This is a genomic window from Rhizobium sp. 05L429 (assembly GCF_056397645.1).
Map to the genome: position 1 here is coordinate 1 of NZ_JBFTNV010000049.1, position 16572 is coordinate 16572.

Sequence of the window (16572 nt, forward strand, 5' to 3'; positions counted from 1 at the left end):
CCTCCAGCAACCGTTCGACCTCCAGCAACCGTTCGAGGCGCTCTATGCGTGGTCCATGACCTACGGTCCCGAGCTTGAGCGAGCCCAAGAAGAATACGATCGGGTTCGAGACTAGCTCGATTGGCATCGGCCGACATTCGAATGCTCGGCCGGGCCGCTCATCATGCGGCCGCGTTCATKAGATGGTCCGAGACGGTCGAGATAAACGCACGAAGACGCTGAAGACGTCTTAGGTCCCGGTGATATCCCATCCAGATGTCTCGCGCCGGCGGCGGCATCGGCACTTCCAGTCTGCGGATACCGGCGATCTGGTCGCCGACCACGCGGGGCAGCACAGCGATCCCGACGCCTTGCCGACACATGCGCCCCTGGACGTTGCGGTTGTTCGATCGCAGGACCGGTCTCGCGTTGGGGAAACTCTCGATGAGCCAAGCGATATCGGGAAACTGACCGGTCGACGTATCGTGGGTGATCAGCCGGAAATCACTCCCGTCGCCATATTTTGGATCAGCCGACTCCTCGGCGATATAGACGCCGTATTCGAGCCTGAAGAGCCGCCGCTGAACGACATCGGCGGTGTTGAACGGAACGATACGAAAAGCGACGTCGGCCTCCCGCTGGGCGAGGTTGAACAGGCGCGTGCCGGTGAGGATCTCGACGTCGACGTTCGGGTAGGCGTTGGAGAAATCCGCCAGGACGGGAGGCAATACATAGGCCCCGAACCAGTCCGCTGATGAAATGCGCAGACTGCCTTTGAGATTCGTCTCCTGCCCCGCAAGCCGGCGCTCCATGGCCAGCGCGCCCTCTTCCATCTGCTCTGCCAGCGCAATGATCCCGTGGCCCTCTTCGGTCAGGACAAGGCCGTCCGCAGTCCGCTGGAAGAGTGTGTGACCGATCGCCTGCTCAAGCGCACGCAGGCGCCTGCCAACGGTCGGATGGCTCGTCTGTAGAGAACGCGCGGCGCCGCCGAGCGTGCCAGATCGCGCAACAGCAAGAAAGATTCTGACGTCACTCCATTCCATCTCACACCCCCACAAAACTGAACGCCAAGAATACAGTTATGTCACTTAAAGAACAAATCTAAGCACCTAGATTCCCATCATCGTCTGGAGGTGCCTCCTTCTGAGGATCCGCCGAACCCATGAGGGCGGCCGCTCGGGTGAAGGAGCCGTGACCCTTGGCGTCGTCTGAAAACAACTCGGAGAAAAAGTAATGAAAACTTGGCTCATCACCGGTTGCTCAAGCGGCTTCGGCCAGCGGCTCGCACTCGCTGCAGCACAGMGCGGCGATCAGGTCATCGCGACGGCCCGCAATGTCAAAACGATCGGAGAAATGGCTGAGCCTTTCGGCGGCCGCATGATCACCTTGCCGCTCGACGTGACGGATGCGGCGGCAACCAAGGCCTCGGTCGCAAAGGCGGTCGAAACATTCGGCGGCTTTGACGTGCTCGTCAACAATGCCGGCTACGGACTGTTCGGCGCGATCGAGGAAGGCACGCCCGAAGAATATCGGTCGATGTTCGAGGTGAACGTCTTCGGTCTGATCGAAACCACCAGAGCAGCGCTGCCCGTCCTGCGACGTTCGGGGGGAACGATCGTCAACATGTCGTCCGGCGCAGGCATCGCGGGCAGCGGCGGTGGCGGATATTACAATGCCGCCAAGTTCGCCGTGGAAGGGATTTCCGAAGCGCTCGCCGGCGAGCTGAAGCCGTTCGGCATCCGCGTGCTGATCGTCGAGCCTGGGCCGTTTCGCACCGATTTCCTTGGACGTTCGATCACGATGGCGGCCAATGAGATGCCGGAATACGCCGCGAGCTCGCGCACGCACTATCGCGAAACCAACAACGGCCGTCAGGCGGGCGATCMCGACAAGGCGACCGCGGTGATCCTGCAGGCAGTCGATGCCGATGACGCCCCGCTTCATCTGCCGCTCGGCCCGATCGCGCATTCGATCGCTGAGCGAAAGCTGGCTTCCTTCCGCAGCGATATCGACGCCTGGCGCGACATCACAATCGCCACCGATTTCGACCAGCCTTAAGCGCTGGCCGCAAACTCTTATTGAACGTCAACATTGACTGGAAAGTGATCATGATCGCAACTTTGAAGGGGTTTACCCAGCAGCTCGTGCCGGTGAATGGCATCAAGATCAACGCCGTCACCGGGGGGTCCGGTCCGCCGATCCTACTGCTTCACGGGTGGCCGGAAACATGGTGGGAATGGCACCATGTGATGCCGCTGCTGGCCGAGCATTTCAGCGTGGTGGCCGTGGATCTGCGCGGCGCGGGCTTTTCCGACTGCCCGCTTGACGGCTATGACAAGGCGACGATGGCGCGMGACGCGCACGAGGTCATGGTTGCCCTTCGGCATGAACGGTACGCCGTGTGCGGCCATGACATTGGCGGAATGGTAGCATTGCCGCAAGCCGCCATCTATCGCCAGGCTGTTACCCACCTGGCCGTCCTCGACGTTCCGCTTCCCGGCTGGACCCAATGGGAGGCAACGACTGCGAGGATCTGGCACTTCAGCTTCCATATGAACCGGGATCTACCCGAGCGCCTGATCCATGGCCGTGAATATGACTATGTTTCTACCTTCATGGCTGAGCGGTTCTACGATCACAGCACCTTCAATCCGGCGGACATCGAGATCTACGCGAAAGCGATGGCTCTTCCTGGCCGCACGCGCGGAGGCATGGAATGGTATCGTACCCTCGCCGCCGACCATACGGCCGCGCTTGAGTACAAGAAGCAACCGCTCGAGATACCGGTGCTGGGTCTCGGCGGGGATCAGCGCTTCGGTGCGCATATGGTCCCGATGCTTAAGGAGTTCGCCAGCAATGTGACGGGCGGCTCGATTGAGCGGTGCAGCCACTATGTCGCGGACGAGCGGCCGGATGAAGTGGCGGCCGCTCTGATCGATTTCCTCAAGGCAAGTTGAAACTCTGCGACTGCCCCGTCCTGGGCCGGATCGCGACACTGCGGGCAAGTTGCGCCCGCACCTACCGCATTCGATCGATTAAACAAGAAAGGAAAACTGTCATGACCGCACCTGTCATTCGCGGCGTCAATCATATCGGCATCACGGTGCCCGACATCGAAGCAGCAAAATCGTTCCTGGTGGAAGCTTTCGGCGGCCAGGTGATCTATCAGTCCTTCGGACCGCAGGATCCGCCGCGGCAGGGACCCGAATTCGAGCGAGCCACTGGCGCTTTCCCTGGAACGGTCGTGCGTGCGCAGGCGATGGTCAAGATCGGAACCGGACCTGACATCGAGCTCTTCGAAATGCACGGCCCCGAACAAGCCCAGCCGGTTCGAGCGAGCGACTTCGGCATCACACACTTCGGTGTCTACACCGACGACATCGACGCATCTATCGAGCGCTTCGAAAAGGCCGGAGGCACTCCGCTTACCGCGCCGCGCGATATTCCCTATGCAACCGAAAAAGGGCTTGGAAACAAGGTCTGCTACTGCCGCATGCCATGGGGCACGACCGTGGAATTTATCACCACGCCCGACCGCATGGCCTACCATGACCAGACGGATCTGCGCAGGTGGCAGGACTAGGACAGAGCGGTATGAGCTTTGAAAACACAACGTCTTGCCGCAGCTTTCTGTCGCTCTCTGCGATGGCTGGGGCCTCGGCGCTCGGAGGCTGCGCCTCACCTTCGGCACCGGCCGGATGGTAAGGCAGCAGCCGACGCCTCTCCCAGACCCGATACACCCCGTCCAGATCGCCCCGGCACCGAAAGATGCCGAGTTGTCCATCATGTATGCATGAAAAATCCCCGGTTTACCGGCGCTTTTCAGTTCTAGAAATCCAGGCGAAGATAGACGCCGTTGCGATGCGGCCGATAGTAGCCATCATCGTAGTAACGGTCACGGTATCGCCAGCCGCGATCGTCGCGCCAGTGCCGCTCGGCGCGCCAATCCCGATAGTAGCGACGGTGATGCCACCCATACCGGTCGTAATCACGATAATGTCTGTGATGGCGGTGCCGAACCTGAATGATCGCGCTCTTTTCCGCTGATGCAGCTGGTGCCGCAGATCGCGGCATCGCCGCTGCAGGCCCTGCCGCGACGAAGGCCGAACCGAACGAGAGAACGGCCGCAACGGCAAAATGGGCAATTTTCATAGCTCATCTCCTTGGCAGTTTATGACCAAGGGTGGCTGCTTCGCCCTGAACTCGTTCTGAAGACGGCCCTCATCTGAGGTTCATGTAAAACTGTAACGCGCAAGAAGTGGGCGCGACCGCTCAGATAGCGTGTGAGATGGATGGAATGAGAGGAGGCTCCCATTTTGGGTGGCGAATGTCCCGATCTTGCGCTTGGATATGGCGCATGGGCTACGGTGATCGCCGGGCGTTGAGTTGGATCTTGAACCCAATAGGCGTTGCTTTGATTGACCAAGTTGACAAAATTGCGCGAATGCATATCTTATGCATGAAGGAGACTGAAACGATGGTTGAGCGAACAGGCAGCAAGGCAAAGGATCGACGGGAGCGTAGCTCCGACGTCGTGACGATGTTCATGATGAAGGGGGATCCGATCAAGGCTCTCTCTGGGTTCGATCTGCCGGCCGGCGCCGAGGTCGCCATCGTATCGTCAAAACCGGAATCGATCCGAAAGATCCGCCAGGCGGGTCGGGGACGGATCTCTCGGATTGCCGAAGCCACGCCCAGCCTGCGTCAACGCCAGTCAGAGACTAAGACAGCCGTCATCGACAAGTCGGCCTTCGAACCGGATGCGCGCAGCCGAGCGCTGTTGGCGGGCGTCCGCATCGCGGAAGAGGATTTGCGCGCGGCAGGGGGAGCCTACGATCTCGAGCAAGTCAGGACGCTGATGCGCGGCATTTCCCGTCAGGCCGTGGACAAACGTGTTCAGGAAGGCTCGCTGCTCGCTGTGCCTGGGCCAAGCAATCGGAGAAGCTACCCGACGCTGCAATTTGCCCCGGACGGAACGATCGTTGAAGGACTTCGGGACGTGCGTGACGCACTTCAAAGCAAAAATCCCTGGATACTGCTGAACTTCCTGGCGCGACCAGATGCACGCCTTGGCGATCGAAAGCCGATCGACGTTCTCAGGTCGGGCCAACAGGATCAGGTTATCCAGGCGGCGCGACGGCATGGCAAACAGGGGGCGTGAGCGCTCCGCGTCCGCCGGCCGATCTTTCGAGCCGCGTTCCCGAATTGGTGACACTGCCGACAGGAGGGAACCTGCATCGCTTCTACAGTGCTGCTTATGAACCTATTTATTTCGATAGATCTGATCTCGGACGCTTCAATGCGCCGGATGGCTCCTATGGCGTGCTGTATGCCGCTCAAGAGATTGCCGGCGCGTTTGCCGAGACGTTCCTGAGGACGCCAGGGCGTACACTGGTAGATGCCGAACTGCTCCAACGCAAAGGATACGTGCGCCTCGCCGCAAAAAGACCATTGACGCTGGTGCGTCTCGCCGGGCCAGGACTGTCGCGGATCGGCGCCACGGCGGAGGTGCCCCACGGCAGCTTGCCGTACGAGATTGCCCAGGCGTGGTCGAAGGAGCTGTTAAAACACCCCCTTGCGTTCGACGGGATCGCCTATCACGCGCGCCACGACGACACCGAACTCTGCTTTGCGCTCTACGAACGCGCGGCAGATGCAATTTATGAGGTTTCCCGAGATATCGAATTGGACCAGGATTGGTTCTGGGAGATCGGTGAACGTTATGGGATCGGCTTGGCACCCTAGCTGCGTTGCGGAACATGGTGCGCTCTCAATTGCCGTTATGTGGCTGCATGCAACCACGATCGATGACCGTGCTTTTTTGTTGCTTTCGAACGCGCCGATCCGACCGTAGCTTCACCGACCTAAGCAATCAACGACTTCGAAATCGCTCACTATCGATACCCGTTACTGAGCAAGATCGGTAGCCAAGGTGTGCGACGTCAGCCATAGCGCCTCGCTGTCGGGGCGACACGTGCTGCCTGACTGCGAATGTTGCCAATCGCACGCTTCCCGACAACCGAAAGAGCGGCGTTCTGGATATTCTGGCCATTGGCAACGCCCTTTACGAAAGCAAGCGCATCGGCCGCATAGGGGGAGGGCGGCAAAACCCGACCGGCGGCCGCAAAAGCCGCATCCTGCAGCTTCTTGCCCTGGGCGAGCGCCACGGCTCCGTCGAATGCCGCCTTCGCGGCGGGGCCGCCGGGCAGGCGGTCGCGTGCAGCAGCCAATAATGACTGTCCGATGTTCTTGCCACTGGCAAGATTGAGCGCGACGTCAAAGGCGGTCTGGGCGATTGCCCCTCCGGGGACAGCGCTGCGCGCTGCCGACAAAAGCGCCTGCGTTATCGGCTTGCCGGCAGCAAGCGCATTGGCAGCACCGAGAGCGGCTGCGACCCCGGTGCCGATACCCGGCACGAAGGGAGCGACCATCTCAGCCAATCGAAGCTGATCGCGTGCCGCATTGATCTGGCCCTTGACTGCTCCCTTCAGAGCACGGTCGAGGCGCTCTCCCTTCGCAACCCTCACGCCAGCATCAAGCGCAATGGCAGCCGGGCCGGCGGCGAGCCTGAGCGCACTGGCGCCTATCCGGGCGATATCGCCGATCACCGGGATACGGCCGACGGCCTTGGCCGCACTGCCGACGACATTGGATACTTTCTTGACCACCTTGCCGACGCTACGCACGAGGCCACCGAGAAAATACTCCATCTGCGGGTCATAATCGAAAGGGTCGAAGGAAGGCATCTGTTCGCTTTCCCATTCGCCTTCGGATTCGAGCACAGTTGCGAGGGCCGGCGCATAGAGTTCCGCTGCAGCCGCCAGCGCGCCGAGTGCTTCGCGGCGGCCGCCATAGCCGCTGAACTCTTCGATCGCGTGGCGTGCGGCCTCACCGGAAAGCCGTACGAAGCGTCGGCTCTCGGCCAGGGCGCGGCGACGGCTGTCAGTCTCGCCGAACTCCATGTCGAACTGGCTGTCCGGGCTGTCGCTCAACAGCCGGCGGCTGGCGATATTTTTGAGAAGGCCGCCCATCGCGGCGCCGAGTTGCGGGCTGAGCATCCCGCCGGAGCTTGCGGCAGCATGGGCGAGTGTGGCGCCCAGCAGGTGATCGAAGTTCTCTTCCGATCTGCTGCGCAAAAGGCGAACGCCGAGTTCGAATACCTCCGCGTCACTCAGCGCCTGGTCGAATATCGGGGTCCGGCTGCGGCGCAGGATGTGGCTTCCATAAGATGGCTCAATTGCGATCGTCATCTCAATTTCTCCGCGGTTGATCGGCTTGGATGGCCGCGATCTTCTCCTGCAAGCGGGGTGCCAAKCCGAAGGATCGACGCGCATGACCGCGAGCAAGGTGGCCGAAAGAGAGCGGACGAGCGGTTGCCGGCCAGGAAGCATGAATGAAAACAGTTTCTTGGCCTTGCGTCCCTTGCTGCGCGGGCTGGTTCGTTTGCCCCTTGCAGATCCGCTGATCCCCTCGTCCATACCGAAAATGCTTTCGCAAGAATCCGTTGATACCTGACCGACGGCGAAAGTTGTTTCGGTGCCTCTCGATAATCAGATCAATAAAATCAATGGATTAGATTTGGCACGGAAGTTGCGAAGCTCTCTTTGTCACCGCAGGCATCGCGCCGGCGAAACGAGTTTCAAAACTGGAGAGCATGACGATGAACGGTTTCGAGAAGGAAGCATTCGTAAGGGATGCATTCGAGTTGAGCCCGCAGAACGAAGCTTTCGAAAGCGAGTTCGAATGGGGCGGCGAGGCGGAGGCCGAATGGGGCCATGAAGCCGAAACGGAATGGGGAGGCGAGGCCGAAACCGAATGGGAGGCCGAAGGAGAGGGCGAGACGGAGGCTGAATGGAGCGGCGAATACGAATGGGAAGCCGAATCCGAAGCTCTCGGCGAAGCCGAGGTGATGGAACTCGCCGGTGAACTCCTCGAAGTGACGAGCGAAGCCGAACTCGATCTCTTTCTCGGCAATCTCATTAAAAGTGCCGGTCGTGCCATTGGCCAGGCGGTGAAGTCGCCTGTCGGCCAGGCGATCGGTGGGTTCCTGAAGAGCGCGGCAAAGAAAGCTATTCCCCTTGCCGGTGGCGCGCTCGGCGGTCTTGTCGGCGGTCCGCTCGGCGCGCAGATCGGTAGCGGACTTGCGTCTGCAGCCGGCAATGCGCTGGGTCTGGAGGCCGAGATGGAAGCAGAGGATCGTGAATTCGAAGGCGCCAAGAACTTTGTGCGCATGGCCGGCGATGCCGTCAACAAGGTGCTGACGTCCTCTCAGGGCGGTGATCCGACGGCAGCCGCCAAGGCGGCCGTCACGGAAGCCGCAGGCAGATTCGCACCCGGCTTGTTGTCGGGCGCCGGCGGTGGTCGCCGCCATCATCGTCCGCAAAACGGCCGCTGGCATCGCCAGGGACACAATATCGTTATCGTCGGCATCTGATGGCCGGGAACCCTCAAAGAGGAGGCTGCGATGCCAACATCGCTCAGGCCCGCCGACGGCAATTTTCGCGCCCGACGCAGGGCAAGGCTCTCGGGCAGCGGTCCCATGCATTGCACCGGATGCGGCGAGCCCGCGGGTCAGTGCAACTGCGGTCCGCAGGCCTCCGGCCAACACGGCACAACCTTATGGAGAAATTCGATGCATGATCTGGATCGCGTACGCCTTGAACTCGGCGCGCGGGAACGCGAGCTTGAAGCCGAACAGTTCGAATTCAACGAGATGGAGGCGTGGAGCGGCGAAGCCGAGACCGTCTTCGGCGAGATGGAGAATATGGAACTCGCCAGCGAATTGCTGGAGGTCGGCAACGAGGCCGAGCTCGAATATTTCCTTGGCGGGCTGATCAAGAAGGCGGGCCACGCGTTGGGTGGCTTCATTAAGTCGAGCGACGGCCAAGCGCTGGTCGGCATGCTCAAAAAGGCCGCTGGCAAGCTTTTGCCGCAGGCCGGCGCAGCACTCGGTGGGGCAATCGGTGGTTCCGAGGACGCGCGCCTTGGTGGCCAGGCCGCTTCACTTGCCGGCCGTGCCTTTGGCCTTGAACTGGAGGGATTGAGCGATGAGGACCGTGAATTCGAGGTGGCGCGACGCTTCGTCGATCTTGCAGGCGAGGCGGTCAAGAACCTCGTGCAGGCTTCGCCGGGGCAGGCACACGGCGGCAGCGCTGCCGGCGCTCTTGCGGCCGCCATCCAGGCCAGGGCACCAGGTCTCGTTTTGTCGACGCCAGGTCCACGGCACCACGGGCGCGCAAAAAGCGGCAGCTGGGTTCGGCGCGGCCACTCGATCATTCTCATTGGAGCGTAAGAGCCATGTCCGCCGCTCCCCTTGCGCATTGGATGCTGGAACAGGAGGCGAGGGCTCTGCTCACCAGGCTCGCCCGGCTCAAGCCCTTCGTGCTCAACCAGCCGATGGTGCCGGCGGCGTGTTTCCTGCCCACGGCCCAGCTCGCGATCGAACGCTTTCTCGCCAAGGGGCGCAGCGAACTGAAGGCGCGAATTCGTCAGTTCATCGTCTGGGTGAACGGCCCGGGCCGGCGGGTTCCGGCATCCGACGCACAGCAACGTTTCGTCTTTCTCAGGCTGCGCTTCAATGCGGTCCTGTCACAACTCGATCTGTTCGACCATGTGCTCGCGCAACGCGGACAGAACGAGCTTGGCGTCTGGCTTTCGGGCCTCGACGCGGTGTCTTCCGACGCCTTGGCGCTGCCGCAATATTACAGGGCGCCTCCGGTGATCTGCTATCTCGATCGGGGCGTGGGGGCGGCGATCCGACGCGCCCGCACACGCCTGCCTGGTGGCGGTGAGAACCCGGTCTCGATCATCCGCATTCCGCGCGAGCGCATGATCAGCAGCGGTATTTCCTCGTCGCTGATCCATGAGGTGGGACATCAGGGGGCCGAACTTCTCGGACTTGTCGCCTCGCTGCGGCCAGCAATCCGCCAAAGGGCCGAACGCTCCAACGATCCGGTGGTTTGGAACCTTTGGGAGCGCTGGGTTTCCGAGGTGATCTCGGATTTCTGGTCGATCGCCCGTCTCGGGATCGTGTCGACCCTGGGTTTGATCGGTGTGGTCGGCCTGCCGCGGCCGTTCGTGTTCCGGCTCAATGTCGACGATCCGCACCCCATGCCCTGGATCCGGGTCAAGCTCAGCTGCGCCATCGGCGACGCGCTCAACCCGCATCCACAATGGCAACGCGTGGCCCGCGTCTGGGAAAGCTACTATCCGCTCGACAGGCTCTCGGGCGCCCAGCGGGACCTGATCCTTCGGCTGGAGGCAAGCCTGCCGGCTTTTGCCGAGCTYCTTGCCGGTCATCGACCGGCCTCACTCAGAGGACGATCAGTAGCCGAGGCGCTGGAGGCACATGACCGCCGCCCGGAACGACTGGGCGCCCTGTTTCAGGCGTGGCGGCGCGAACCCGCGCAAATGTACCGCGCGCCGCCATCGCTCGTCTTTGCCGCCATCGGTCAGGCAAAGGCGGACGGCCGTCTCGGCCCGGAGGACGAGAGCGAGCTGCTGGCGCGGCTCCTGACCCATTGGGCCATCGGAAGCACATTGAATGTCGTCCCGGTCTGGACTGGTTTGCCCGGCCGGCAACCGAAAACCATCCCTGCAATCTGACGCTGGAGTAACGAGCATGACATCCGTAGCCACTTCTTCGCAGACCGATTGGAACTGCCGTATCATCTATTCACCCGCGAAGCTCCATGAGGGTTTGCCGGTCGATGTTGGCGTCTTGCTGAATCACCTCGAGATCGGAGATGTGGACATAGGCACGCACCCCGAACTTTATGGTCTCTACGAATACCGGTTCACGCTTGACGGCAAAACCCTCCTCAATGACGATCAGCTGGAGTTTTTCGACAACCCGGATCAGTTCAAGGTGCCGGACGTCTTTCACGGAAAGCATGTCCTGACTGTCACGATGCGTCGGCTTAAGGATTTTCCTGCCAATATCAGGCGGCTGAAGCGCTACTCCGATCTGCCTGCACTCCCCGACATCCTGGAGAATAGCTGCGATATCGAAATCTCGGCGAGGCACGATCTGCCCACGAAGGTGGCATTGCAGCGTTCGGGCGCTTCACCGACGCCCGACCAAGCGCTTTGGGCGGCKATCCGCAATCGCACGTCGGCGATGAGCTTTCCCCGCTATCAACGCTTCATCAACACGCTGCTGGTCGACAAGGGCGGTTTCGACAAGGCCGTCCAGACGGTGGAGCGCGAACTCAGCGATCTGGACGTAGATGGAAGACGCCAGTCGCTCGGTGTGTTCGGTCCACATGCATACGGAATTCTCAAACTCGCAACCCAGGCTTTTTTGACGCTTGAAAGCGGCGTTGCGATCCGTGAACGCGATGCCTTCGGCGAAAGCGATGACATTTTCAGCGCCGAACATGAAGACGTGCGCATGGAACGGGAGGGCGTCACCGCGCGCGGTCTGGAAAGGCGCCTGCGCAGTTATCTCAGGACGTCCGACGGACAGCCCGTGGCTTTGCCCTATCTCAAACGCATCGTTCGAGCCTTCATCAGCCTGGATAGGGATGATCCGGCAAAACCGGAGACTTCGCCGTTCGGCGAAGGCATCCTGAAACACCGTTTCACCGCTCCCAGCATGCTAGAGCTGATCTGGTCCTACTGGCTGGAGGAGGGCATGCTGGTCCAGACGATCAACGCGATTGCCCTGCGATTCCAGAACCGCCGCAGTTCACCGCAAGATCCGCTGGGCGAGCTGGAATTCGATCCTCTGCGACCGCTCAACAATCTTCTCTGGGGCTATATCCAGGACGAGCACAATCGCCTCACGGTGTCGCGCCGTGCCTATGAATACCAACATCATTATGGTCTCATCCTGCAGGGCAAGGCGGTCCGCGGCATGGTTCCGGCTGATACGCGTTCCAAATTCATCGAGGCGTTCCATAATCTGCTATATCGCGCCGGCCTGTTTTATCGGGAAGATCGCGACACGACCGTTATCGCTGATGCCTTCCCGCTGCTGAACGCGTTGAAGGAGGTTCATCTTATTCTCGCCGAAGGTGCCCATAATCAATTCGGCGATMTGACCTGGACCGCGCGCGGTGAAATGCTGATCAATCAATGGATGCTCGCACGACCCGAGACGCGCGAATTCCTGCGCGGCCGCTACATGGTACCCTATCAGGAAGGGTGGATGGGTGCGGTCGACTGCATGAAGAAGCTGCAAGGCTGGTCCGATACGTCGATCACGCATTTCCACGAGTTGGCCGTGACGGGCGAGCGCATCCTGCTGTCCATCCGTTACGGGGATTGGGTCGATATTAACAATATCGAAGAGCAGGCCAAAAACTGGGCCCGGAGCTGCAAACCCGAGATCCAGCGCTATCTGCACGGCTATCAGGCCGTGACAGGTGTCGATCTTGGCGCCGAGACGACCGAGGCGCAGGATGGCGCAGGACGGCTCACCCAACCGTCGAAGCTGCTGCAGCGACGCCTGTTGGCCCAGCACAGCGGTTCTCCAGGACGGCGGCCGGGCGGCATGCGCACGATCGGTTCGTCTGCTGCTTCGCCTGAGGAAATGCAGCCGCTGCGCCCTGCCCAGAAATATCTCGCCGAGAAGTAGGGCAGGACCATGCCCGACTTTACTTCGGCCCTTTACCTGGGCTTGACCCACGACCATGGCGCGCTGCGGCCGTGGCGGCAGCTGACAACCGGGCGCCCGGCGGCGCTCGGCTCCCTGCGGGAGGTCGAAGACCTCGAATCCGCGCTCGCCGAGTTTCTCGGCTGCGGCGCGGTTGCGATCGGCCCTTCGACATTTCACCTGTTCTGGGACCTGTTCGACATGTTTGCCGACGACATTACAATCCATAGGGATAGCGGCGCATATCCCATCGCGCACTGGGCGGCCGACGCCGTTGGCGCACGCGGAGTGCCGCAATTTGCCTTCGCCTCCCACGATCGCAGCGCGCTTCGGGCCTCGCTTGCGTTGCGGTCGGCAAACCGGAGGCCTCTCGTGCTCGTGGATGGATTGAACCCGCTCACGGGGCAGCCAGCTCCGCTGCCGGACTATCTTGATCTTGTCCGACAACGCAAAGGATGGCTCGTCCTTGACGACACACAGGCAATTGGCATCCTTGGCAGACAGGCAAGTGCCGCCCGTCCCCTGGGCATCGGCGGGGCGGGCACGCCAGCATGGTTCGAGCTAGCCGACCCGCACCTCATCCGTGTCGCCTCGCTTGCCAAGGGTTTTGGGGTGCCACTTGCCCTGATCGGCGGCAGCCGCTCGCTCATCGAACGCTTCAAGGCGATCAGCAAGACGCGCGTGCACTGCAGTCCGCCCTCCCAGGCGGACATTGCAGCGGCGCGGCGAGCGTTGATGATCAACGCACGGCATGGCGAAACGCTTCGCCAGCGCTTGATCAACGTGATTTCTTCGTTTCGACAGGGGCTGAGCAGCTTGGGCATGGGGGCCCATGGCGGGTTTTTTCCGGTCCAGACCCTAATCCTGCCGGCGCGCATGAAGGCCACCGGACTGCACACGGCACTCGACTGGTTGGGGGTTGCCACCGTTCTCCATCGTGCCCGTCGCGGCGGTCGAGCCCTCGTCAGCTTCATTTTGAACGCGAGCCACGGGCTCGCAGACATAGAAGTGGGGCTTGTCGCCCTGCATCTGCTCCTCACTGCCTGCACGCGACAGAAACCAGCCTTGCAAATCCAGGAGTAACAGCCATGGACAGATTGTTGCGCTTCAATCCCGAGCCCTTCGGCCCGGAACTGGAAATGGAATATTTCGAGCACGAGTTCGAAAACGAAGCCGATATGGAGGAGGAATTCCGTGGCCGAGGCGGAAGGAGAGGTTCGATGCGGCCCGGCCCCGCGTACAGTCCTCCATCGCGCTATCGCATGACATCTCGCATACCGTTGCGGAAATCGGGCCCCCGTCCCCAGTTTCGGACCGGACAGGGCCGTTTCGGTGGTCAGACGGGTTCGTCCTTCCAGACACCAGGGGGTGGTTTCGGGCCATCCCGCAGAGGCGGCGCACAACAACGCCATCCGTGGGCAACGCAGCACAGCCAGCGCCATTTCGACCGTGGCTATCACGGCTGGCGCAATCCGTGGCGGGATGGGATTTTTGCCCCCACAGTCCCCTATGAAGGCGGCATGCCGTCCGATTTCGTGAGCTGGATCCAATCCAGCCTCAACGATCAGCTCGGACTGCGTCTGCCTGTCGACGGGGTCATGTCGGCGGCCACGCGCGGCGCGGTGCGCAGTTTCCAGGAGCGACAAGGACTGCCCGTCAACGGTCTCGTCGGACCCGAGACCCAGGCTGCTCTGAGACAAGGGCCGGGTGGGGCCGGCGCCACGGGTGCCCCCGGCCCAGGCGGCCCGCCTGCGGCAGAACCCGCGTCGCCGGCCCCCGAGCCCTCGCCGCCTGGCTCCGCGGCGCCACCCGCCGACGGCGCAGCTCCCGGCGAACTGGAATTCGATATCGAGGCCTATCACCCGCAGCGCCGTCGCAAGCGGCCGGCGCCGAAGAAGACAAAACCCTCACCTGCTCCGGGGCCTGCACCCCTGCCGGCCGCGACGATTGCGGCCAATGCGGCAAGCATCGCCCAGAAGCAATTCGACCTCTGGGACAAGGGCAAGCTCTCCGAGACACAGCCTCGCGCCTTGCCGATGCTCCAGGACTATTGGAAGACAGGGCTCGGCATCAGCTACACCACGACGCAGCTGGCCTCTCCGGCTTTCCAGAAGGCACATTACTGGAGTGCTGCCTTCATCAGCTGGGTCATGCGCAAGGCCGGGGCCGGCAGCGCCTTCAAATATGCAGCCTCCCACTCGGTCTATTTTGCGGCTGCGCGCAAGAATCGCGCGGAAAATAACGACAATCCGTTCAAGGCCTACCGTCCGACCGAGATCGCGCCACGACCGGGCGACCTGATCTGCAACTGGCGTGACAGGCCGGTCACCTATGACAGCGTCAAACCGGGTGATCCCGGTCATTGCGACGTGGTCGTCGCCGTCAAGCCCGATCACCTGCTGGCGATCGGCGGCAACAAGGGCCTGAACGGCACCGTGTTGATGGTCAAGGTGCCGATCGATGCAAATGGCCGCCTGAAGGGTGCCAAGTTTTACGGTATCATCCGCGCCGAAGACGCGGGCGGATCCGTCAGGCCGGGACCTTTGCCCCAACCTCAGCCTTCTCCGGGACCCGGTCCGTCCGTCGTGCCGCTGCCCAGCGTCGCCGTGCCACCGGTCACGAGGACCGAGCATGTACCGCCGGGTACGACGCTCTACACCAAGATCGATCTCGCCATTGTCGACAAGTTCGGTATCAAGGCCGACCCGATAACCGGCATTTTCGTTCCCAACGGCTTCGTCAGCGGCCGCGCCACGGACATCGTCCTCTGGCTGCACGGCCACAAGGGTGACAGCAACCGTCGGCTCACGATCGATCAATACTGGAACGCCAGCCGCGTGCCCTATGGCGCCTTCCGCGAAGGCATAAACGACAGCGATCGCAACATCGTGCTGGTCGCCCCGACGCTCGGGTCGCGTTCRGAGGCCGGGACGCTGGTGAAGGCCGGCGGACTGGACAAGTTCCTCTCTCAGGTCCTGGGGGTCTTGGGGCAGGGCGTGCCGTCTGCGCTCGGCAATCTCGTTCTGGCCTGCCACAGCGGTGGCGGTTCGCCGATGCGGCGGATTGCCGGCGGTAGCGACAAGGCGCTGGCAAACCTGCGTGAATGCTGGGGGTTCGATTGCACCTATAACAGCGGCGACGACAGTTTCTGGGCTGATTGGGCCAGAAGGCGTCCGAGTGCGCGTTGCTTCATCTATTACATCAAGGGGTCGCCCACCGCGAAGCTGGCCGAATCCCTGCGCAACAAAGGCGTTGCCAACGCGATCGTTCTGCCGTCGAGGGATGCGCGCCACAACTACGTTCCCATCACCCACTGGAAGGAGCGCCTTCAGGGAGCAGCCTTCTTGCGGACGCGCGGTTCGCCCGGTCCCGGACCATCGCCGCAGCCAGGCCCGCAGCCGGCTCCATCAGGCGAACCGGATGACCTGAAATCGCTGAGTCACGCCGCATTCATCGAATTCGTTGGTGTCAGGGCTCGCAAGGCGATGGTTGCAACCGGAGTGCCGGCTTCCGTCACGGTGGCCCAGGCGATCGTCGAAACGGGCTGGGGCAAACACACGATCGGCTCGGCCAAAAATCTCTTCGGTATCAAGGGCAAGGGTCCCGCGGGCAGCGTGACCGTGCCGACCAAGGAATATGTTCGAGGTCAATGGGTCACGATCCAGGCTGCCTTCGCCAGATACAACAGTTTCGAGGAAAGCATTACCGAGCACGCGCGCTTTTTCCTGCGCAACAAGCGCTATGCCAAGGCTCTCGCTGTGAAAGGCGATGCGGAGGCATTTGCGCGCGAGATCCACAAGGCTGGATATGCGACAGGCCCTGATTACGCCACCCAGCTGATCAAGATCATGCGCCAGAACAACCTCCGCCGGTTCGATAGCTAGGCCTCGATCGATGGAGCACATGTTTGGCGATAGCGGCAGGAACCTGCTGCTATCGTTTGTCACCGATCATCCACGACATGGAACTGATCGCGCGGACTCTTTATCGCGGCG

At 61.7% G+C, this 16572-nt stretch carries 15 protein-coding genes; 12 read left to right on the top strand and 3 right to left on the bottom strand.

The features are described from left to right. Nucleotides 1-161: 161 nt before the first annotated feature. Entirely contained in the window at nucleotides 162-1022 is an 861-nt protein-coding gene (locus AC1DNW_RS33220) for a LysR family transcriptional regulator (protein WP_477855524.1), read from the bottom strand. A gap of 190 nt (nucleotides 1023-1212) precedes the next feature. On the opposite strand from AC1DNW_RS33220, the gene AC1DNW_RS33225 reads away from it, so the two are divergent. The 3 genes from AC1DNW_RS33225 to AC1DNW_RS33235 all read left to right on the top strand — a co-directional run bounded on the left by AC1DNW_RS33225 (nucleotide 1213) and on the right by AC1DNW_RS33235 (nucleotide 3562). Next, nucleotides 1213-2037 carry an oxidoreductase gene (locus AC1DNW_RS33225; protein ID WP_477855525.1) on the top strand — a complete coding sequence of 275 codons (825 nt, stop codon included), beginning with the start codon at nucleotides 1213-1215 and terminating at the stop codon, nucleotides 2035-2037. Between the two features lie 50 nt (nucleotides 2038-2087). Next, a complete protein-coding gene (locus AC1DNW_RS33230; protein ID WP_477855526.1) occupies nucleotides 2088-2936 on the top strand; it encodes an alpha/beta fold hydrolase in 849 nt (282 codons plus the stop codon). 101 nt (nucleotides 2937-3037) lie between these two features. Beyond that, complete coding sequence (locus AC1DNW_RS33235) at nucleotides 3038-3562, top strand: VOC family protein (RefSeq protein ID WP_477855527.1); 525 nt, start codon at nucleotides 3038-3040, stop codon at nucleotides 3560-3562. Between the two features lie 245 nt (nucleotides 3563-3807). On the opposite strand, the gene AC1DNW_RS33240 is transcribed toward AC1DNW_RS33235, so the two are convergent. After that, the gene (locus AC1DNW_RS33240; protein WP_477855528.1) at nucleotides 3808-4131 is read right to left on the bottom strand and encodes a hypothetical protein; all 324 of its coding nucleotides are present in this window, start codon (nucleotides 4129-4131) and stop codon (nucleotides 3808-3810) included. A gap of 205 nt (nucleotides 4132-4336) precedes the next feature. Between AC1DNW_RS33240 and AC1DNW_RS33245 the strand changes: the two genes are divergently transcribed. Next, nucleotides 4337-5140: a hypothetical protein gene (locus AC1DNW_RS33245; protein ID WP_477855529.1), complete on the top strand. Its 804-nt coding sequence runs from the start codon at nucleotides 4337-4339 to the stop codon at nucleotides 5138-5140. Then, nucleotides 5137-5724, top strand: a complete 588-nt coding sequence (locus AC1DNW_RS33250; RefSeq protein ID WP_477855530.1) for an RES family NAD+ phosphorylase — start codon at nucleotides 5137-5139, stop codon at nucleotides 5722-5724. Before AC1DNW_RS33245 ends, AC1DNW_RS33250 begins: the two co-directional genes overlap by 4 nt. 197 nt (nucleotides 5725-5921) lie before the next feature. Here AC1DNW_RS33250 and AC1DNW_RS33255 read toward each other — a convergent pair whose 3' ends face one another. Next, nucleotides 5922-7229, bottom strand: coding sequence for a hypothetical protein (locus tag AC1DNW_RS33255; protein WP_477855531.1), 1308 nt, complete (start codon nucleotides 7227-7229; stop codon nucleotides 5922-5924). An 82-nt stretch (nucleotides 7230-7311) separates the two neighbouring features. On the opposite strand from AC1DNW_RS33255, the gene AC1DNW_RS33260 reads away from it, so the two are divergent. The 7 genes from AC1DNW_RS33260 (at nucleotide 7312) to AC1DNW_RS33290 (ending at nucleotide 16461) form a co-directional block, all read left to right on the top strand. After that, nucleotides 7312-7494, top strand: a complete 183-nt coding sequence (locus AC1DNW_RS33260; protein ID WP_477855532.1) for a hypothetical protein — start codon at nucleotides 7312-7314, stop codon at nucleotides 7492-7494. A 145-nt stretch (nucleotides 7495-7639) separates the two neighbouring features. Next, on the top strand, nucleotides 7640-8413 hold the full coding sequence (locus AC1DNW_RS33265) for a hypothetical protein (RefSeq protein ID WP_162747123.1): 774 nt from the start codon (nucleotides 7640-7642) through the stop codon (nucleotides 8411-8413). 198 nt (nucleotides 8414-8611) lie between these two features. Next, nucleotides 8612-9271: a hypothetical protein gene (locus tag AC1DNW_RS33270; protein WP_113509952.1), complete on the top strand. Its 660-nt coding sequence runs from the start codon at nucleotides 8612-8614 to the stop codon at nucleotides 9269-9271. A 5-nt stretch (nucleotides 9272-9276) separates the two neighbouring features. After that, the gene (locus tag AC1DNW_RS33275; RefSeq protein ID WP_113509951.1) at nucleotides 9277-10584 is read left to right on the top strand and encodes a hypothetical protein; all 1308 of its coding nucleotides are present in this window, start codon (nucleotides 9277-9279) and stop codon (nucleotides 10582-10584) included. 16 nt (nucleotides 10585-10600) lie between these two features. Beyond that, nucleotides 10601-12559, top strand: a complete 1959-nt coding sequence (locus tag AC1DNW_RS33280) for a hypothetical protein (protein WP_477855533.1) — start codon at nucleotides 10601-10603, stop codon at nucleotides 12557-12559. 9 nt (nucleotides 12560-12568) lie between these two features. Beyond that, entirely contained in the window at nucleotides 12569-13660 is a 1092-nt protein-coding gene (locus AC1DNW_RS33285) for an aminotransferase class I/II-fold pyridoxal phosphate-dependent enzyme (RefSeq protein WP_113509949.1), read from the top strand. A gap of 5 nt (nucleotides 13661-13665) precedes the next feature. Beyond that, nucleotides 13666-16461: a DUF2272 domain-containing protein gene (locus AC1DNW_RS33290; RefSeq protein WP_477855534.1), complete on the top strand. Its 2796-nt coding sequence runs from the start codon at nucleotides 13666-13668 to the stop codon at nucleotides 16459-16461. Nucleotides 16462-16572 lie beyond the last annotated feature (111 nt).